Genomic DNA, 19134 nt, shown 5'->3' with positions numbered 1-19134 from the left:
GCCGATAAATCGTTCATACGTATGAACACGATAATTTTCTGCCCGCCAGTATACAATCAACCAATAACCATTACGTTTAGCCCCTATTCCTCAAATCAATGTTTCATATATTTTTTTTAAATTCGCTCGTTGTCGCCATTGCTGTGATCATCCATTACGAATTTTTATACCGTGTTTCTCGATATATCCCAAAAATGAAATTAAAGCATCGACTGAGAATACTGTTTGGCGTTTTTACTGCGCTTATTGCGCATGCGGTAGAGGTTTGGGTCTTTGCCTTTGCGTTTTACTTTATGCATCATGCTGAAGGCTGGGGGCATTTAGAAGGCAATTTTGATGGTAGTTTGCTTGATTGCACGTATTTATCTTTCACCACCTTTACAACCTTAGGCTTTGGGGATATTCAACCCATCGGTGATTTGCGCCATTTAACCGGCTTAGAGTCATTAACCGGACTGGTATTAATCACCTGGACGGCCTCATTCTTATATTATGAAATGCAACGTTATTGGGATAATCGATGACGCAGTAATGTTAACCTTCGGTCACGCCGCTCTTTGGCAAACACAGCGTCAATAAAGCGTCTTGATGCAAGGAAGCCATCTGTTTTAATCATTTAAACTGTCAACGACCTGTATAATTGCCAGCACACCGAATATTAGGAGTACACCATGGTTACGCTAGGAAAAACACATCAATTAGAAGTCATCAAGTCGCTCGACTTCGGCTTTTATTTAGATGCTAAAGAATTAGGTGAAGTTCTCCTGCCAAACAAGCAGGCTCCAAGTGATTTAACCGTTGGTTCGTTGATTTATGTTTTTTTATACCTCGACTCAGAAGACCGCCCGATTGCCACCACAAAAAAGCCCAAAGCTCAGGTTGGTGAATTTGCCTACCTAACAGTCGTGGCACGTACACATGTGGGTGCTTTTTTGGACTGGGGGTTAGAAAAAGATGTTCTTGTACCATTTGCTGAACAACATCGACCAATGGATGTTGGCAAATCCTATTTAGTCTACTTATACCTCGACAAGAATGATGGGCGCATTGTCGCTTCATCAAAAATAGACAAGTTCATCGATGATGAAGCACCTCATGACTTTACCCCACAACAGCAAGTTGACCTTATCATTGCGAACAGCACCGACTTAGGCTTTAAAGCCATCATTAACCATTCACATTGGGGGGTTTTATACAAAAATGATGTCTTCCAAAAATTAAGTTTCGGGCAATCAAAAAAAGGGTTTATTAAACGTATTCGACCCGACGGTAAAATAGACTTAAGCCTCCAAGGCGGCAAAGAAACACGCGATAAATACAGTAAAATTATTCTTAATTATTTAAAAAAGAACCATAACTTTGCACCGGTTCACGATAAATCCAGCCCAGAAATCATCTCTGACACCTTCGGGATGAGCAAGGGTGCGTTCAAAAAAGCCATTGGTGGTTTATATAAGCAGCGCATTATCAATATCGAAAAAGATGGCATACGCTTGCTAGAAACAGATTCTTAAACTCAAGACAAACTTATACTTATGAGCATTACTAAAAAGTACACTTTTCAAACTTCCGCAGAAAAAGATAGCTGGAGAGCCGACATCATTCGTCGCGCCAGTTCAAAAAACACGGTTATTTCAAAAACCCAAACGGGGTTTAAATCAGAAGCTGAAGCCGTCCAATGGGCAGAAAAAGAACTCGCCTTGTTTTTAGAAAAGCAAAGCGCTCGAAACAAGCGCCAAGCAGATAAACGCACCTAACTAATACAGTTAACAGCGATTAGATGGGACACGATATTCAAAATATTCCTCTGTTAAATCTAGCGCTATCTTTTATCCCTATTCTTTTCGCCTTGGCTATTTTGTGTAAATGGTCATTAGAGTCAAGCAACGCACTTTATGCCCTGGCACGCATGTTGGTTCAGTTGCTTTTAGTCGGCTACCTGTTGAGCTACATTTTTAACGCTGATAATGCTGCCATTGTTATCACTGTTCTAGCTATTATGGTCTTTGCCTCCAGCTGGATTGCTCTAGGCACGATCCCGATAAAGCGTAACCTATTGTATAAACAAGCCTTTCTCTCCATTATTGTTGGTGGTGGTTTTACCCTGCTGGTTATCACTCAAGGTGTACTTAATTTAAAACCATGGTATTTGCCTCAAATCATCATTCCATTAGCTGGAATGATTTTCGCCAATGCGATGAATAGCGTTAGTTTAGCCGCTGAGCGTATCCATGCAGAAATAGATCGCCATGTCTCTTACTTGGAGGCGCGGCGTATTGCACTTCATGCCTCACTGATCCCGGTTATAAACTCGCTATTTGCGGTTGGCCTAGTCTCTTTGCCGGGCATGATGACCGGGCAGATACTATCTGGGGTATCACCACTGATTGCTGTGCGTTATCAAATTATGGTGATGTGTATGATTTTCGCCTCTTCGGTACTCTCGGCTGCCATTTTCCTTGTTTTGGCTAAACCAATATTTAGCACCCGTTTTACTAAACCGCAATAAAGTTCATGTTAGTCATCACCCCTCATATCACCCTTGCTGATGATGAAATTAAGCTTACAGCCATCCGCGCGCAAGGAGCTGGGGGGCAAAATGTAAATAAACTCTCATCGGCCATTCATTTACGTTTCGACATTAACGCATCCTCCCTGCCTGAGCTTTTTAAACAACGATTATTAAGTCGACAAGATCACCGTATTAATAATATGGGTATTATCATCATTAAGGCTCAGCAATACCGCACCCAAGAAAAAAATCGTGCCGATGCGCTAGAACGCCTAAAACAGATCATAAAAAGCGTAACGGTTAGTCAAAAAGCTAGGCGAGCAACCTCGCCTAGCAAAAATGCTAAGAAAAAACGGACTGATAATAAAACTCAACGCGGCCAATTAAAAAAGCTACGTGGCAAACTAACCGAATAACCTAAAATCATTAATCGCTAAACACCCCCTTAGTCCTTTTAACTGGCCAATAAGACAGGTAAAAACTTATAATGGTATTTCCCCCATTAGCTCACACAAAAGGATCTAACATGAGTGCTTTACCTAATTGCCCCCAATGCAACTCAGAATACACCTATGAAGACGGGACTGTGTATATCTGCCCTGAGTGTGCTCATGAGTGGTCCGCCAATTCAAGCGAAACCGACACTGACGAATTAGTCATAAAAGATTCAAACGGTAACCTTTTACAAGATGGTGATAGCATCACTGTTATCAAAGACTTAAAGGTTAAAGGCTCTTCATCTGTTGTAAAAGTCGGCACTAAGGTAAAAAATATTCGCTTAGTTGAAGGGGACCATGACATTGACTGTAAAATCACTGGTATTGGCCCAATGAAGCTGAAATCTATATTTGTAAAAAAAGCATAGCCGTTATATATTGCCTAGTTGTTTAGAAGGACTCTAAAATCAGCTGTCGGTATTAACCTTCGGCATATATTCCATTTCAATAAATGAAAAAACGGCAGCAAGTCTTAATACCTATTGCACTGATAAGCATGATGCTTATCAGTCAAATGGCTGCGCTTGCCCATTCTGTAGAGCATTCCTTTCACAAAGCCAGCCATTCGTGCACGGTATTTGTCCAGTGTGAAAAGTCTAGCAATGGACTCGTTTCGGCTATTCGACTCCCCGCTGTTCCACTATTGTCTAAAACACATGTTGATGGTATTCCCACTCAGCAAGTTCCTCTACTAAAAACAGCTTATTTCGCTCGCGCACCTCCCTTTACTTTCTTGTAAACCACATTTTAACGTTACGCGATGGGTTGACCTTGCGTGACTACCTTTTTGTTACAGGAGAATTACTTATGCGTAAAGCATTTACTATGGCTGCAATAATCGCCAGTTTACTTATTTCTAGCCCGGCACTTTCTAACACTGAAATTGCCTTATTAAAACAACAGCTAGACACCCTTAAAAAGAACTATGAACAACGCATTGAGGCCCTTGAGTCTAGATTAATAGAAACCGAAAAAAGAACGCAATATGTCGAACTCAAAACACAGGAAGCAGCAGTTAAACCGAAACAGAGTAGCTTCCTGACCCAAAATTCTTTCAATCCAGCCATTAGCCTTATTCTCGATGGTCGTTTTGCCGACATGGGCAATGACCCCGATGATTACGCATTGCCCGGCTTCATGCTCGGTGGCGAATCTGGCCTAGGTAGCCAAGGGTTTGCAGTGGGCGAAAGCGAACTGGTCATGAGCGCTAACATTGACAACACGTTTTATGGCAAAGCCACTCTTGGTTTTCATAATGATGACGGTAGCACCGAAGTAGACCTAGAAGAAGCCTATATACAGACATTAGGTTTAGGGAATGGCCTAACTATCAAGGCCGGTCGTTTCTTTTCTGCCATGGGGTACCTGAATGAACACCATGTTCATACTTGGGATTTTGCCGATGCGCCGTTAATTTATCGCGGCTTATTTGGCGACCAACTTAGGGATGATGGTATTCAACTAAGTTATATAGCACCGACCGATACTTTTTTACAGTTAGGCGCAGAAATTATGAGTGGTAGCCAATTCCCATCCGCTGGCGAGCAAAGTGGTATTGGCGCAGCAACAGTATTTGCTAACATCGGTGGTGATATCGGCATCGAACACAGTTGGCAATTGGGTTTAAGTCATTGGCAAGCTAATAACATAGAAGGTCGTACAGGTGGTGGCCACGCCCATGGTGAAGACGATAGCGCTGAAGAAACCCCATCTTTTGATGGCGATAGCAAAATAAACGCTGTTGATTTTGTCTACAAATGGGCGCCCAATGGTAACCCTAAAAACCAACATGTTAAGGTACAGTTTGAATATTTTGACCGTAAAGAAAACGGCACCATTAGCATGCTAAACAGTGGCCCACCTCTAGAAGAAACCAGCTTCGACGGCCATCAAAAAGGCTGGTACGCACAAACTATTTATCAATTTAAACCTCGGTGGCGAGCAGGGCTTCGTTATGACCAGTTAGAAAGTGATAACACTGGCTTCGATGACGATGTGTTAATGGAAGCAGGCTTAGATAGCGACGGTTTTAAACCTAAACGTATGAGTGCAATGATCGAGTGGTTACCGAGTGAATTTTCTAGGATACGGCTGCAATTTAACCGTGATAAATCCTACCAGGAATCAGATGATCAGATTTTCTTACAATACACTACTAGCCTAGGCAGTCACGGCGCTCATCAATATTAAAAACAAATCGCACAGGCCTTTTGTGCCTGTGCGACATTCATTTGTTTGGAGACAATTATGTTACATCCATGGAAAAAAACATTTATTTTATTACTCACTCTGCTCAGCCCATTTTACGCCCATGCTGAACTCAATATATTTGCATGTGAACCTGAATGGGCAGCGCTAACTAAAGCTCTCGGTGGTGATAAAGTGCACGTCAACAGCGCTACAACTGCGATGCAAGACCCTCATCATATACAAGCACGCCCCAGCCTGATTGCCAGAATGCGCCGCGCCAACCTGTTAGTTTGCACAGGTGCAGACCTCGAAACAGGCTGGCTTCCTTTATTACTACGTAAATCTGCTAACCCTAATGTGCAGGTCGGTCAAACAGGCTATTTTATGGCTGCTGACTACGTTAGCCTGATGGACAAACCAACCGTGCTTGATCGTAGTCTCGGTGATATTCATGCTGCCGGAAACCCTCATTTTCACCTAGACCCTAAACGCATCGCTCAAGTCTCCGTGGCCTTAGCTGACAGGCTAGCAATGATTGATCCCTCTCATCAAGCATATTACCAACACAACCTAGCAACCTTTACTCAGCAATGGCAACAGGCAATGCAGCAATGGGAACAGCGAAGCAAACCATTACGCGATAAACCTATCGTTGTAAGCCATAATAATTGGGTCTATCTATCAAGCTGGTTAGGTTTAAAGCAAGTAGCAACTCTAGAGCCAAAACCCGGTATTCCAGCAAGTAGCACTCACCTTGCTAAGGTACTAAGCACATTGAAAAAAGAACCTGCTCAGATGTTACTTTATGCTAGTTACCAAAGTGATAAATCGGCACGTTGGCTAAGCAGTAAAACGGCGCTTCCCGCCATTGCTTTACCCCTCAGCCCTGATAATAATGAAACTCTAATTAATTGGTTTGATCGACTCCTCAGTCAATTATTAAATGTTACATCATGAACATTGAAGGACTTCAACTTTCGATTATTGGGCCGGCATTTATTGTCGGCCTACTGGTCCTCACAACACATGTCCCCCTTGGGCAAGAAGTTCTGAAACGCGGCATTATTTTTATTGATCTAGCTATTGCACAAATGGCTGGTTTAGGGGTTATCGTAGCCTGGCATTTTGGCTGGGAAGCACATGGCTGGGAGGTTCAAGTCGCCGCTTTATCTGCTTCTTTAATCGGCGCATTAGGCTTAAGCTGGGCCGAAAAGCACTGGGGAAAACACCAAGAAGCCCTTATTGGCATTAGTTTTATCTTAGCCGCTACCGCTAGTATTTTGCTGCTTGCTAATAACCCACATGGCGGTGATTCACTGAAAGACTTACTGGTCGGTCAAATATTATGGACCACTAGCGATCAACTTTTACCTACGGCCTTGGTAACCTGCTTAATTGTCTGGCTATTATTTAACTTTCGAAACCGCTTAGGTAATCTTGTTTTTTACATTTTATTTGCGTTAGCGGTTACCAACTCTGTTCAACTGATCGGGGTGTATCTAGTGTTTGCGAGCTTAATTATTCCTGCACTGGGTAGCCTGGGGCATAAAAAACCACTCTTAATTGGTTTTCTCATTGGTGCCAGCGGTTATGGGTTTGGCTTAATTGGCTCATCATTATTTGATTTACCCAGCGGTGCTGTTATCGTCTGGAGCATTGCAATAACTGCCTTATTATTCAAATTTATTGTCAAACCTTCTTCACAGCAGCTTAATTAACAATTAAGCGCTCATTAAAGACCTAAAATGTAACTGTTCTTCAGCCAGTTCTTAACTTTAACTTTCAACGGAGGCTCTAGTATTTGAAGAGCCTCCATTTCTATCAGCATAGCCCATTAACCGCCATTTAAGGCTGTGAAAACTACTGGCTAGGCTAGCCTTAGCAAGCTGTTTTCATAAGCTAACTAGAGACCCAGCACGCCAATAAAATTTATATTCTTGTGTTGACATAAAAGATACGGCATGAGATATTGTGCACTGCATCATTTAACAAAGGAACAGATTATGACAGCCATAGATGAACTAGAAACCAAGTCTAAAGAGGCCATTACACACGCAACCGAGCTAAACGAAACGCTTGTTGAAGGTGCCTCTAAAGCAACAAAAGAAACAGGTATTTTCTATAAACGAATTATTGAAGGCAAACCAACAGACCTTTATCACATTACTAACGCTTTTAAGAAAATAATGGCAAACAACCTTGAAGCAACCCAAGAATTTTTTAACTCATTTAAAAAATAAATGACCGCTTCGCTGTAACAATAGCTAATATGAGTCGTGTATTTCGCGACTCATATTAGCCAATACTGTTAACCAGCCGTTGATAACGGCTCGGTTAGCTTTAGGGCTTAATGTCGTCATTGCACGACGATATAGGTCGTCCTACACCCCTTTTATAACAACTTCTTTAAAATGAGCCGCCAAACTGTTCTGCATACTGCATTTTGAGCTCATCTAGCGTCACAACATGGTTTTGCGTACCCGCATGGGCTATTTTAATCGCCCCCATTAGCCCCGCAATACGCCCTGTTACTTCCCAATCCAAGCCATTCATCAAGCCGTATAGCAAGCCACCGCGATAAGCATCACCACACCCTGTGGGGTCGACCAATGCTGTTGCTTTTGCAGGCGGAATATCGATACGCTCCGTCTTGGTATAAACCAACGACCCTTCTGCGCCTTTAGTAATAATTAATGCCTCTACTTGCTCAGCTATTTCATGTGGTGAAAGGCCCGTCTTTTCTTGCAACATCGCCGCTTCATAATCATTTAAAGTCACCCATGTTGCTTGTTCAATAAACGTTTTTAATTCATCGCTATCAAACATTGGCATACCTTGACCCGGGTCAAAAACAAATGGAATACCCGCTTCAACAAATTGCTTAGCATGTTCAATCATCCCTGCTTTACCATCCGGGGAGACTATTCCAATGCTTATATTCGCATCGCTAGGCACCTTGTTAAGCTCGGAGCGTCCCATTGCGCCAGGGTGAAAAGCAGTAATTTGGTTATCATCCATATCACTGGTGATATAAGCTTGACCGGTAAAGTCATCTTCCAGCACTTTTAGATAGTCTTGCTTTACGCCTGTTTTAAGCATCCATTGCGCATAAGAAGCGAAATCTTTACCCACTGTTGCCATGGGCAATGCGTTTTCACCCAACAAATGTAAATTATAAGCAATATTGCCTGCACAACCACCAAACTCACGGCGTAACTCAGGTACAAAAAAGGATACATTCAACATATGTACTTTATCGGGCAATATATGGTGTTGAAATTTATCAGGAAACACCATAATCGTATCAAATGCCATTGAGCCACAAATTAATGCTGATTGAGGCTTAGCGTTCATGTCAGCACCCGCTTCGGCATTTATATCCTTTGACTCTACAGCACTCATTGGTTTAACTCCTGCCATACTACATCCAACTGTTTAACCGCTTTGACATCATCTAAGCGTCTTACAGGTAGACTATAAGGCGCATTTTTTAAGCTTTCTGGCTGCATTTTTGCCTCATCTAAAATTTTCGCCATCGTGTCGACAAATTCATCGAGCGTTTCTTTAGCTTCAGTTTCTGTTGGCTCAATTAACAAACACTCAGGTATTAACAATGGGAAGTAGGTTGTTGGCGCATGGAAGTCATAATCCAAGAGACGTTTCGCCACATCCATCGCCGTTACATCAAGTTCTTTTGCTTGTTTTTTAAGCGTTAGAATAAATTCGTGTGTAGCACGCCGCTCAGGGTATGCAGCGTCATAACCTGCCGACATTAAACGTTTCAATAAATAGTTTGCATTCAAGGTCGCAAAGTCTGCAACACGTGACATCCCCTCTCTACCGAGCATTTTTGCATAGATATAAGCTCGTAACAAAACACCCGCATTACCTGCAAAAGCAGACAAGCGACCAATCGTCTTAGGGCAATCTTGTTCATCTAATAACACGTACTGCCCTTCTTTCTTACCAACAATTGGTACTGGCAAGTACGGTTTCAAGCGCTTGCTGACGCCTACTGGCCCTGCCCCTGGCCCACCACCACCATGTGGTGTAGAGAACGTTTTGTGCAAGTTCATATGAATCACATCAAAACCCATATCACCGGGGCGTACTTTACCCAAAATGGCATTCAAGTTAGCCCCATCGTAATACAACAACCCCCCGGCATCATGCACAATGCCAGCGATCTCTTTTATTTTACGATCAAAGACACCTAACGTACTTGGATTTGTCAGCATAATGCCCGCAGTTTGCGGGCCAATCGCCTCTTTTAGCGCCTCAATATCAACATCACCATTCTTTCCAGTGGGGATTTCTCGCACTTTATAACCACACATAACAGCCGATGCTGGGTTAGTACCATGTGCCGCATCAGGGACTAAGATTTCACAACGCGCCGTATCGTTACGCTCATCGTGATAGGCTTTAATCATCGCCACACCCGCGAACTCACCTTGAGCACCCGCCGCAGGAGACAAAGAGACTGCCTGCATCCCTGTAACCTCTTTTAACATGCCTTGTAGTTCATACATGCACGATAAAAACCCCTGACCGTGCAAGCTAGGCCCAAGTGGGTGCCGCCCAGTAAATTCAGGTAAACTCGCTAGCGTATTGCAGGCACGTGGGTTGTATTTCATCGTACAAGAACCCAACGGGTAAAAATGCGTATCTATCGAGAAGTTTTTCTGAGATAAGCGCGTAAAATGACGCACCACCTGCATTTCTGAAACCTCAGGTAAATTTGGCTTGGAGGTTCTTAAGGCGTCTGCAGGCAATGAAGCCAAAGCTTCATTATCTTGCGGCAACTGAGCGTTTGACGCCCGCCCACTGTGCGATTGCTCGAATATCAGCATGTCAAATTTATCTCTTTTATAGTGCGGCTAATGCTGTCTCGTAATCCGGCTCATCGGCAATTTCAGCCACCAATTCTGACGTTTTTACATTATTGTTTTCATCTAAACTAATTAACGCTCTCGCTGTAATACCTTTCAGCGGTCCATCACCAATCAGCACACCATAATCTTTTGCGAAGTTACGATCGCGCATCATTGACAAGGTAACGACATTTTCTAAGCCCTCGTCGCCACAAAAGCGCGACATTGCAAATGGTAAATCCGCCGATACAACAAGAATCACTGTATTAGGGTGGCTCTTAGCGTATTCATTCAATTTTTTGGTTGATAGCTGACAAGTTGGTGTGTCCAAGCTTGGCACAATGCTAATTATTTTCTTTTTACCGGCATAATCTGCGAGCGATACATCGGCCAACTCTTTAGTTGTTAGGCTGAAGTCTGGCGCGTTTGAACCCACTGCAGGAACATCGCCGTTTGTATGAATCTCATTACTTTGTAGTGTAATTGTTGCCATGGTTATTTCTCCTATCCGTTTAATAATGTATCGAGCGTCGTTGCAAATTGCTCAATGTCGTTTTCTGTGCGTGTTTCAGTAGCACAAACCATCAAGGCATTACCTAATTCAGGGTAATGCGCAGACACTTCAAAACCAGCCAAAATATGGTGCTCTCGCGCCAACGTATCAATTAATTGTTTAACGTCCATGTCCAACTGAAGAACGCACTCATGAAAGTTGGGAGCATTAAACACTGTTTTCACACCCTTTATAGCTTGCAAGCGATTGCGTAAAAGTTGGGTGTTTTTATGTGAATTGAGTGCTACTTTTTTAAGTCCCTCTGGACCAAGCAAGGACATATAAATAGTTGCCGCTGTTACCAATAACCCTTGGTTTGTACAAATATTTGATGTCGCTTTTGAACGCCTAATATGCTGCTCGCGGGCCTGCAACGTTAAGGTGAACCCTTCTTTACCATCTAGATCTGTTGTCCGACCAATAATTCGACCAGGCATTTGTCTAACATGCTTTTGTTTACAGCACATAAAGCCAAAATACGGCCCGCCTGACGCTAACGGAACACCCAGTGGCTGGCCTTCCCCACAAACAATATCAACACCTGTTTGCCCCCACTCACCTGGTGGTTTTAACAATGCCATGGCTACTGGGTTAACCACAGCGATTGACAGCATTTTATTCTCAGCTGCCCATGCAGTTAAAGCATCTACGTTTTCTATCACACCAAAAAAGTTAGGCTGGGGAATCACCAAGGCAGAAAAATCTTCGCCTGAAAACGAGTCGAGCGCATTTAAATCAGTTTGGCCCGTTTCTGAATCATACGGCACGGCCACCAGTTCAATATCTTGATTGTTGACAATCGCCTCTGTTACTGAACGATAAACAGGGTTCGTCGTCACCGGCATTAATATTTTTCGTGATTTAGACTTTTTATTCGCACGCACCGCCATTAGAACAGCCTCAGCGAGTGCCGAAGCACCGTCATACAGCGATGCATTTGATACATCCATGCCCATTAAACTGGCCATCATCGACTGAAATTCATACAACAACTGTAAGGTTCCTTGCGAAGCTTCGGCTTGATAGGGTGTATACGCACTATAAAACTCACCACGCGTGGTTATTTCCCAAACAGCAGCAGGTATATGGTGTTCGTAAGCACCGGCACCTAAGAAGCATAGTGGTAAGCCATCTTGTGCCGCACGGTCTCGAAGTAGACGAGTCACTTCCATCTCGTTCATACCTTGTGGGATTTTCTCTAAATCACCACACCGTAAACTTGCCGGGATTTCATCAAACAAGTCTTCAATACTATCCGCGCCAATGACCGATAGCATTTGTTCGATATCTTGCTCTGAATGGGGAATAAAGGGCATATTATTACTCGTCGTCGATTAAGTTTTCGTAGCCTTCAGCAGCCAATAAATCATCCAGCTCACTGGCATCAGTCGGTTTTACGACAAAAATCCAACCCTCGTCATATGGTGACTCATTAATTGCTTCTGGACTATCTTCTAATGCGTCATTAACCGCTACAATTTCCCCTGTTACGGGGCTATAGATATCTGACGCCGCCTTTACCGATTCAACAACGCTGCACTCATCGCCTTTACCAACAGCTTGGCCAGCCTCAGGTAACTCAACAAAAACTAAATCTCCTAATAGTTCTTGCGCATGATCGGTTATCCCAACGCGAATATTACCATCGGCTTCCAGTAATGCCCATTCATGAGAATCCGCATATTTTCTATCATCAGGTGTATTTGACATGTTTTTTCCTCTCTTTGTCCCCAAGGGCACTTATTTCGTTTAAGCGATCATTTCGCTTGATGTTGTTATAACGTTACCTGTACGTCCCCATGACGAACAAAACAAGGGCTGACTACCCTTGCCGTTTTAAGTTTGCCACGAATATCAATTTTACATGTTTCAGCAATATTTGCTGGTACACGTGCCAGCGCAATAGAACGTTCCATTGTCGGCGAATACCCGCCACTGGTTATTTCGCCAGTAGAGCCATCTTGCAAGACGACTTTTTGATGCCCTCTGAGAATGCCTTTATCTTCTAGCAGCAGACCTACAAACTGATCGCTGACACCGTTAGCGTTTATCGTTTCAAGCGCTGAACGGCCAATAAATTGACGGTTTTCAGGTTGAAAGGCTACCGTCCATGCTAAGCCAGACTCTAGAGGATGTTTGCTTTCATCCATATCTTGACCGTATAAATTCATACCTGCTTCCAGCCTTAACGTATCTCTTGCGCCCAAACCACACGGTTTAACACCCACTTCGATTAACTGTTTCCAAAAACCTTCTGCTTTCTCTTCGGGCAGTATAATCTCAAAGCCATCCTCTCCGGTGTAGCCGGTTCTGCCAATAAACCACTCACCATACCAACAGGCACTAAATGGTTTAATTTCAGCTGCCGACAGCCCTAACCGCTCCGGTAATAATGGGCAAACTTTTTGACGAGCCTTTGGACCTTGTACTGCAATCATTGCCAATTGAGGCCGCTCTGTCACGGTCACTTCAAATGTGTCGGCTTGCTTTTCAATCCACGCTAAATCTTTCTCTCGCGTTGAAGCATTAACCACTAGACGATAATTATTATCGTCTAAAAAATAAACAATAAGGTCATCAATAATGCCCGCTGCTTCATTCAGCATGCAACTATATAAAGCTTTTCCCTGTCGAGTTAGCTTCGCCACATCATTCGCTAACAGGTATTGTAAAAAAGCTTTCGCTTGCGCGCCATTAATATCAATAACAGTCATATGCGACACATCAAACATGCCAACCGATTGTCTGACCACATGGTGTTCATCTATTTGCGAACCATAATTTACTGGCATATCCCAGCCACCAAAATCCACCATTCGGGCACCCAGTTCACGGTGCGCATCATTTAAAATTGTCTTTTTAGTCATCTAATTTCTCCGCACAAAAAAAGGGCGGCACGCGGAAACCACATGCCGCCCCTCTGTCCAAAACCTGAAAGTTTAAGAGCTTTTGCCCTCTTGCCTCTTCGGTGGGCTAAACGTATCCGCCTAACCTCTCTCCAGAGTCAACTGATTACCGGCAAGCCGGTAAATTCTCTTATGGTCCATTTGCCTGAGCGATTCCGAGCGAATTGCGCCTTCGGCGTCGGTGTTATACCGATCTCTCCCAAAAGAGGTTAATTGATAATCCATTGTACCCTGCTAAAGTCACTATTTCCATCAACAAAAATTTTCAAGCCATCGGATCTTTTTGCCCACACTGAAAAATAGTGTTACTGTTTCACCCACATTAAAAAGAATGTATGCGGTCCAACTTAGGGGGATTAATAATGAAATTCAACCAAGAACTCATTGATGAACTTAACATCCTTATACAGTACGATCTTAGCAATACCGAGCAGGGCATAAAAATACATCACGACGCTAGCCCAGCAACTATTGATGCCGCCGCTCGCTTGTTCAATAAAGGGTTAATCGACAAAAAAGATGGCGGATATTTAACGTCTATTGGCAGAAAGGCGGCCGAACACACACTGTCTATTTCGGGCCTACTGACAACTGATTGAACTTAAACCCCCATAGCATATTTGCAAATTTGGTTTTTCAATAACGCCGACTGGTTAATCAAACCCATACCCGAACTTCTAGTCAGCTTAATAAGTGATTGATCTGCAGCGAAAAGCCGTTTAAAGCCATCCATAATGCCCATCATTAACAAATTGTCGCCCTTACGCTGACGCTCATAACGTCGCAATACCTGCTCACTGGCTATATCGCGTTTTGCTATATGTGCTTTTAACACCACATCGGCTAATACCGTAGCATCTTTGAGCCCCAAATTTGCGCCTTGCCCTGCAAGCGGATGAATGGTGTGAATCGCATCACCAATCAAAACCATTCTCTGCTGACAATATTGCGATGAAAACTGTAACGCTAATGGAAATGCTCCGCGTTGGCTTACCAACTCAAGCTTACCAAGCTGCTGCTCAGACGCCTCTACTAACTCTCTACAAAAATCCGAGTCCGACAAGGCTAAGTAACCTTCTGTTGTTTCCACCGACGATGTCCAAACAATAGAGATCAAACCATCGCGTAAAGGCAATAAAGCTAAAGGACCTTCTGGCAAGAACCGCTGCCAAGCAGTATTTTGGTGTAGTTTTTCCGGTTTGATTATCGCCACCAGCGCTTTTTGCTGATAACTCCAACCATAGTGTTCTATTCCACTTAGTTGCCGTATTTTAGAATTTGATCCATCAGCGCCCACCAATAGCTGGGCGTTGACCTGGGTATTCTTTGACAACTGAATCGACACACCATCTTCATTAGTCTCAAAACTCATCAATTGCGTTAATTTAAAAACATCGCAGCTTTTTAACAGCTGTAGTTTTTTCCATAATGCTAAGACAGTAATGCGATTTTCCACCACCGCACCCATCTGCATTTCACCAGCCTCGGCCGAATCGATGGCTAACTCACCACTACCGAAATGATCCCACACATACATTTTTTCAATTGGCTGCTCACCCAATTGAACAATCTCGTCCCAAACCCCTAATGATTTAAACACGTTAATCGAGGCAAGGGTGAGTGCAGAAACACGTAAATCATAACTCTCCTGAGGCCATTCAGCAGATGGATCGCCAGCATCCACCAGGGCAACCGAGATGCCTTTTTCAGCCAACAAACAAGCCACTGTTGCTCCCGTTATGCCGCCACCAATAATCGCTACTTGGTATTTTTTTTCGCTCATTAACTGACCTTTAACCTTGCGATTGGAGCACCTAAGCCCATAGCCTGTCGCGCAAACTCGTTCTTCAACAAGGGGATGTTGTCCAACATTAACAAACCACTATTTCGCATCACACTCAGCGCCGCGTTATCTGTTGAAAATAATTTAATCACACTGTCGGTAAACCCTGTTATTAATGCTTGGTCTGTTTTGCGATGTCGCGCATAAACTTCAAGCACATCATCAAGCTCCTCATCTTTCTGCGCTGAGATGATCACCCCTGCTAGCATGGCTGCATCACGCAGGCCAAGATTAAACCCTTGCCCCGCCACTGGATGAAGTTGGTGTGCAGCATTACCAATCAACACTACTCGATTTGAAATATTCTGCGGAACATGCGACAGACTCAATGGAAACATTTGGCAGCTTCCCGCTAGCGACAACTCCCCTAACCACTGCCCAAAGCGTGATTGCAACCTCTGCAGAAAAGCGTCCTCTGATAGGTTTTTCACCTGTTCGGCTACACTAGACGGCTTTGTCCAAACTAACGAATAAAGCCCATCAAAATGCGGCAACATCGCAATTGGACCTTCGCTAGTAAACCGCTCATAAGCAACGTCATTTCCATCTGACTCAACATGTATTAAGCCCGTGATCGCTTGCTGATCGTAAGGATATTCTTTTAATTCAAAAGGGCCTAGTTGACGAACTTTTGACAGCCCGCCATCTGCACCAACTAATAGTTTGCAAGACAGTGTTTGCTCTTTCCCATTAACACTAACAATCACCTCTACACCGTTGTCATTAACCGTATAATCACTTAGCGTTGCCGGCGATAAAACATCTACCGTGGTAGCTGCCAACTTGGTCGAAACAACCGACTCAATGCACCTAGCCTCTACCACATACCCCAGCGCCTCAACCTGCTGGTTTTGTGCTGACAGTCTCGTTTTACCAAAATGTCCTTTATCGGAAACATGTATATGCCGTATTGGCATCGCTTCATCACTCAGCTCTTGCCAACTATTTAACTGTTCAAGAATTCCCCTACTACCCCAAGACAAGGCTATTGCTCTTTTCCCTACACTATCGGCTTGTTTTTCATCGATGGTCTTTGCCTCTACAATAGCAACACGGCGCGATGTCTGGCTCAGCGCCAAACCTAGACATGCACCGACCATCCCACTGCCAATAATAATAAGATCGTAATCAGTCGTCATTAACCTTGCTCATCAGCGACTCGATGTCTTTAATTTCTTTAGGCACACTATCAGTCAACACTTCATGCCCTTTTTTAGTGACAAGCACATCATCTTCAATGCGTATCCCCATCCCACGCCACTTTTTATCGACTTCATTAGCATTTGGGTGAATATACAAACCAGGCTCAACGGTCAACACCATGCCGGGCTCCAGCAAGCGCCATTGATCATCTAATTTATAATCCCCAACATCGTGTACATCCATCCCTAACCAATGCCCTGTACGATGCATATAATACGGCTTATAGGCCTCATTTTTAATCAATGTTGACAAGCTACCTTGCAACAAACCAAGCCTAACCAAACCTTTTGTTAACACCTCAACCGCAGCATCATGCGGGTCGTTCCAATGGTTACCGGGTTTAACTTGCTCTATAGCTGCGTACTGGGCATCTAATACTAATTGATAGAGCGCTTTTTGCTCTTCATTAAACACACCATTTACGGGGAAAGTTCGGGTAATGTCAGATGCATATTTTTTCCATTCACAACCCGCATCAATCAACAATAAATCACCATCATTTAATACGGCATTATTATCTATGTAATGCAGAACACATCCATTATGCCCACCACCGACAATCGCTGGGTAGGCTTCTTGCTGTGCGCCATGACTCATAAAACAGTGCTTAAGGTTTGCCTCAACTTGATATTCATACATCCCCGGACGACAAGATTGCATAGCCTTAATATGTGCTTTAACTGATATTTTTGCCGCCTTTTTCATCCATTTAATTTCTTGTGCTGACTTTATAAGCCTCATTTCATGCAAAATATGATCTGACGAAATAAACTCTGCGGGTGCTGATACCCCTGCCCTAGAGCGGCCTCTTACTTGCTGAGACCAATCCATCAATTGTTGGTCAAAATCAGGCTGTGCCCCCATTGGGAAATACAACCGATTTTTATTTTCCAATAAGCCAGGCAAAATATCATCGATATCATCAATCGGAAATGCATCATCTACAGCATAATCACGAACCGCGCCTTCTAAGCCCGCACTCGCCCCTACCCATAAAGCGGTTTTCTCATCATATTCTCGGCAAAATAAAACATACTCGCCTTGTTCCCTACCTGGTACAAACACAATCACCGATTCAGGCTCATCAAAACCGCTTAAATAAAAGAAGTCACTGTTTTGACGAAAATGAAATTCCACATCGCTATTACGTTGCATAATAGATGCGCTGGCGATCACCGCAATATTCCCTTCACCCACCATGCGTAAAAATTGCTGCCTTCTACGGGCAAATTCTTTTTGCTCTTCTATCACAAAGCCTCCTTTATATCTCGCTAGTGAAGCGTTGGTTGTTCCGTTGATGAATCGCTATCTGGTTGCAGTTCTTGCATTAAAATTTGCACGCCCATCCGCACGTATTCTTGTAACTCCATAAACGCTTGCTCATCTGACTCATCTGAGTTGTCGGCATCTAAACGTGAAATCTCCATTAAATCTCTTAATATGCCTCTACAGTCCTCACTCCAATCTTTATCATCACCGACCCCCATATAAGCCACGCCATATAAAAAACCCTGGCACCATTCACTCATGGCAACTGCCCGCACACCAATCCGTTCCTCCTCATAGGGTAGCAACAAGTCAAAAATAAACTCATCGGTTTTGAGCAATTCCAATGTACCTTGAAACAAACCAATTAAGCCTTGCTTATCCTCATTCGTTAAGGCTTTTAGCTGATCTTCCGTATCAAATATTGCACTTATCCAACGATTAAAGTCTGCATCAAATTGCACACATAGCATGCCTGACGCCAAGCCATGTGCTTCAGACACATTCATACCAGCATCATGCTCATCAAAAATTAACTGCAAATCCTCATAATTACCTAAACGTTTCACTGCCCACTCCAAACAATTTATCAATGTGGCTATGCTATCATTACGTGACCGAGGCACCAAAACTTACCGACTATATTACTAACGGTATTGACCTTCTCAGCAATCACACCTACTATTTATCTTGTGAATAAAGAACAAAACCCAGAAATTGACTTGCAACACCTTGAGCAGAAAATTGACGCACTTGTTCAAGTGTGCCAAAACCTGCATGAAGAAAACCAACAACTCAAGAGCCAGCAAGCCGATCTCATTCAACAACGCAGTGCTTTAATGGATAAAACTGAAAAAGCTAAAACGCGTATTGAGTCAATGATTTCTAGGCTTAAATTAATGGAAATATAAGCATGTCAACTTCCACGACTGTCACCTTACACCTACTAGATAAAGAATACCGAGTCAGCTGCTCTGAAAATGAGCGAGCAGGGCTTGAGTCTTCTGCTCGGTTTTTAGATGAAAAAATGCAAAGCATTAAAAAATCCGGACGAGTAGTAGGCTTAGACCGCATAGCCGTAATGGCTGGCCTCAATATCACACATGATTTTTTAGTTGAAAACCAAAAAAAAAGCGGCGCCTCTTTAAATATTAGTGACAAAATAATCGCCCTTCAAAATAAACTAGACTTTGCCATAGACTCCTTCGGTAAATAGTTTTCCTACTTTAACTTTAATTTGCCCTATTCATTAAATTAGATAGGCTTCATACGACATCAACCGCAATCTGT

At 43.2% G+C, this 19134-nt stretch carries 24 protein-coding genes and 2 riboswitches; of the genes, 14 read left to right on the top strand and 10 right to left on the bottom strand.

Annotated elements, in window-relative coordinates:
• Positions 1 to 98: 98 nt before the first annotated feature.
• The 11 genes from CYCME_RS02440 (at position 99) to CYCME_RS02395 (ending at position 7439) form a co-directional block, all read left to right on the top strand.
• Positions 99 to 524, top strand: a complete 426-nt coding sequence (locus CYCME_RS02440) for a potassium channel family protein (protein WP_015006744.1) — start codon at positions 99 to 101, stop codon at positions 522 to 524.
• A 147-nt stretch (positions 525 to 671) separates the two neighbouring features.
• A complete protein-coding gene (locus tag CYCME_RS02435) occupies positions 672 to 1514 on the top strand; it encodes a S1 RNA-binding domain-containing protein (protein ID WP_015006745.1) in 843 nt (280 codons plus the stop codon).
• Between the two features lie 21 nt (positions 1515 to 1535).
• Positions 1536 to 1757: a DUF3622 domain-containing protein gene (locus CYCME_RS02430; protein WP_020932045.1), complete on the top strand. Its 222-nt coding sequence runs from the start codon at positions 1536 to 1538 to the stop codon at positions 1755 to 1757.
• 23 nt (positions 1758 to 1780) lie between these two features.
• Positions 1781 to 2509 (top strand): ABC transporter permease, encoded by a 729-nt coding sequence (locus CYCME_RS02425; RefSeq protein WP_020932044.1) that lies wholly within the window; start codon positions 1781 to 1783, stop codon positions 2507 to 2509.
• Positions 2510 to 2514: 5 nt separating this feature from the next.
• On the top strand, positions 2515 to 2928 hold the full coding sequence (gene arfB, locus CYCME_RS02420; RefSeq protein ID WP_015006748.1) for an alternative ribosome rescue aminoacyl-tRNA hydrolase ArfB: 414 nt from the start codon (positions 2515 to 2517) through the stop codon (positions 2926 to 2928).
• 110 nt (positions 2929 to 3038) lie between these two features.
• Positions 3039 to 3377 carry a zinc ribbon domain-containing protein YjdM gene (locus tag CYCME_RS02415; RefSeq protein ID WP_041932869.1) on the top strand — a complete coding sequence of 113 codons (339 nt, stop codon included), beginning with the start codon at positions 3039 to 3041 and terminating at the stop codon, positions 3375 to 3377.
• Between the two features lie 83 nt (positions 3378 to 3460).
• On the top strand, positions 3461 to 3748 hold the full coding sequence (locus tag CYCME_RS12880) for a DUF2607 family protein (protein WP_020932042.1): 288 nt from the start codon (positions 3461 to 3463) through the stop codon (positions 3746 to 3748).
• 68 nt (positions 3749 to 3816) lie between these two features.
• Positions 3817 to 5199, top strand: coding sequence for a carbohydrate porin (locus CYCME_RS02410; RefSeq protein ID WP_020932041.1), 1383 nt, complete (start codon positions 3817 to 3819; stop codon positions 5197 to 5199).
• Between the two features lie 57 nt (positions 5200 to 5256).
• Positions 5257 to 6156: a metal ABC transporter substrate-binding protein gene (locus CYCME_RS02405; RefSeq protein ID WP_020932040.1), complete on the top strand. Its 900-nt coding sequence runs from the start codon at positions 5257 to 5259 to the stop codon at positions 6154 to 6156.
• Entirely contained in the window at positions 6153 to 6917 is a 765-nt protein-coding gene (locus CYCME_RS02400) for a metal ABC transporter permease (protein ID WP_020932039.1), read from the top strand. Before CYCME_RS02405 ends, CYCME_RS02400 begins: the two co-directional genes overlap by 4 nt.
• Before the next feature lie 285 nt (positions 6918 to 7202).
• The gene (locus tag CYCME_RS02395; RefSeq protein WP_020932038.1) at positions 7203 to 7439 is read left to right on the top strand and encodes a hypothetical protein; all 237 of its coding nucleotides are present in this window, start codon (positions 7203 to 7205) and stop codon (positions 7437 to 7439) included.
• Between the two features lie 166 nt (positions 7440 to 7605).
• Here the strand turns inward: CYCME_RS02395 and CYCME_RS02390 are convergent, their stop codons facing one another.
• The 6 genes from CYCME_RS02390 to gcvT all read right to left on the bottom strand — a co-directional run bounded on the left by CYCME_RS02390 (position 7606) and on the right by gcvT (position 13493).
• Positions 7606 to 8601, bottom strand: coding sequence for a carbohydrate kinase family protein (locus tag CYCME_RS02390; protein ID WP_015006754.1), 996 nt, complete (start codon positions 8599 to 8601; stop codon positions 7606 to 7608).
• On the bottom strand, positions 8598 to 10052 hold the full coding sequence (gene gcvPB, locus CYCME_RS02385; RefSeq protein WP_020932037.1) for an aminomethyl-transferring glycine dehydrogenase subunit GcvPB: 1455 nt from the start codon (positions 10050 to 10052) through the stop codon (positions 8598 to 8600). Before gcvPB ends, CYCME_RS02390 begins: the two co-directional genes overlap by 4 nt.
• Before the next feature lie 16 nt (positions 10053 to 10068).
• A complete protein-coding gene (tpx, locus tag CYCME_RS02380) occupies positions 10069 to 10566 on the bottom strand; it encodes a thiol peroxidase (RefSeq protein WP_015006756.1) in 498 nt (165 codons plus the stop codon).
• Positions 10567 to 10577: 11 nt separating this feature from the next.
• On the bottom strand, positions 10578 to 11942 hold the full coding sequence (gcvPA, locus tag CYCME_RS02375) for an aminomethyl-transferring glycine dehydrogenase subunit GcvPA (RefSeq protein ID WP_020932036.1): 1365 nt from the start codon (positions 11940 to 11942) through the stop codon (positions 10578 to 10580).
• Positions 11943 to 11946: 4 nt separating this feature from the next.
• Complete coding sequence (gcvH, locus tag CYCME_RS02370) at positions 11947 to 12336, bottom strand: glycine cleavage system protein GcvH (RefSeq protein ID WP_016390493.1); 390 nt, start codon at positions 12334 to 12336, stop codon at positions 11947 to 11949.
• 65 nt (positions 12337 to 12401) lie between these two features.
• Positions 12402 to 13493: a glycine cleavage system aminomethyltransferase GcvT gene (gene gcvT, locus CYCME_RS02365; RefSeq protein ID WP_020932035.1), complete on the bottom strand. Its 1092-nt coding sequence runs from the start codon at positions 13491 to 13493 to the stop codon at positions 12402 to 12404.
• 43 nt (positions 13494 to 13536) lie between these two features.
• A riboswitch (glycine riboswitch) is annotated at positions 13537 to 13638 on the bottom strand.
• 17 nt (positions 13639 to 13655) lie between these two features.
• A riboswitch (glycine riboswitch) is annotated at positions 13656 to 13744 on the bottom strand.
• A gap of 150 nt (positions 13745 to 13894) precedes the next feature.
• On the opposite strand from gcvT, the gene CYCME_RS02360 reads away from it, so the two are divergent.
• Positions 13895 to 14131, top strand: a complete 237-nt coding sequence (locus tag CYCME_RS02360; RefSeq protein WP_020932033.1) for a TIGR02647 family protein — start codon at positions 13895 to 13897, stop codon at positions 14129 to 14131.
• 2 nt (positions 14132 to 14133) lie between these two features.
• Here the strand turns inward: CYCME_RS02360 and CYCME_RS02355 are convergent, their stop codons facing one another.
• Genes CYCME_RS02355 through CYCME_RS02340 form a run of 4 tightly spaced genes read right to left on the bottom strand, consistent with a single transcriptional unit; the run spans position 14134 to position 18413 of the window.
• Positions 14134 to 15315: a UbiH/UbiF/VisC/COQ6 family ubiquinone biosynthesis hydroxylase gene (locus CYCME_RS02355; RefSeq protein ID WP_020932032.1), complete on the bottom strand. Its 1182-nt coding sequence runs from the start codon at positions 15313 to 15315 to the stop codon at positions 14134 to 14136.
• Positions 15315 to 16514 (bottom strand): 2-octaprenyl-6-methoxyphenyl hydroxylase, encoded by a 1200-nt coding sequence (gene ubiH / locus CYCME_RS02350; RefSeq protein WP_020932031.1) that lies wholly within the window; start codon positions 16512 to 16514, stop codon positions 15315 to 15317. The genes CYCME_RS02355 and ubiH overlap by 1 nt, the downstream gene beginning before the upstream one ends.
• Entirely contained in the window at positions 16504 to 17829 is a 1326-nt protein-coding gene (gene pepP / locus CYCME_RS02345; RefSeq protein ID WP_020932030.1) for a Xaa-Pro aminopeptidase, read from the bottom strand. The genes ubiH and pepP overlap by 11 nt, the downstream gene beginning before the upstream one ends.
• A gap of 20 nt (positions 17830 to 17849) precedes the next feature.
• The gene (locus tag CYCME_RS02340; RefSeq protein WP_041932868.1) at positions 17850 to 18413 is read right to left on the bottom strand and encodes a UPF0149 family protein; all 564 of its coding nucleotides are present in this window, start codon (positions 18411 to 18413) and stop codon (positions 17850 to 17852) included.
• 123 nt (positions 18414 to 18536) lie between these two features.
• Here CYCME_RS02340 and CYCME_RS02335 point away from each other — a divergent pair, with 123 nt between their 5' ends.
• A complete protein-coding gene (locus CYCME_RS02335) occupies positions 18537 to 18755 on the top strand; it encodes a TIGR02449 family protein (protein ID WP_015006765.1) in 219 nt (72 codons plus the stop codon).
• A 2-nt stretch (positions 18756 to 18757) separates the two neighbouring features.
• Positions 18758 to 19060 (top strand): cell division protein ZapA, encoded by a 303-nt coding sequence (locus tag CYCME_RS02330; RefSeq protein ID WP_020932028.1) that lies wholly within the window; start codon positions 18758 to 18760, stop codon positions 19058 to 19060.
• The last annotated feature ends 74 nt before the right edge of the window (positions 19061 to 19134 follow it).

This window comes from Cycloclasticus zancles 78-ME (genome assembly GCF_000442595.1).
GTDB lineage: Bacteria > Pseudomonadota > Gammaproteobacteria > Methylococcales > Cycloclasticaceae > Cycloclasticus > Cycloclasticus pugetii.
Note: the sequence above shows the minus strand (reverse complement) of the source record. Positions and strands in the feature narration are given on the sequence as shown.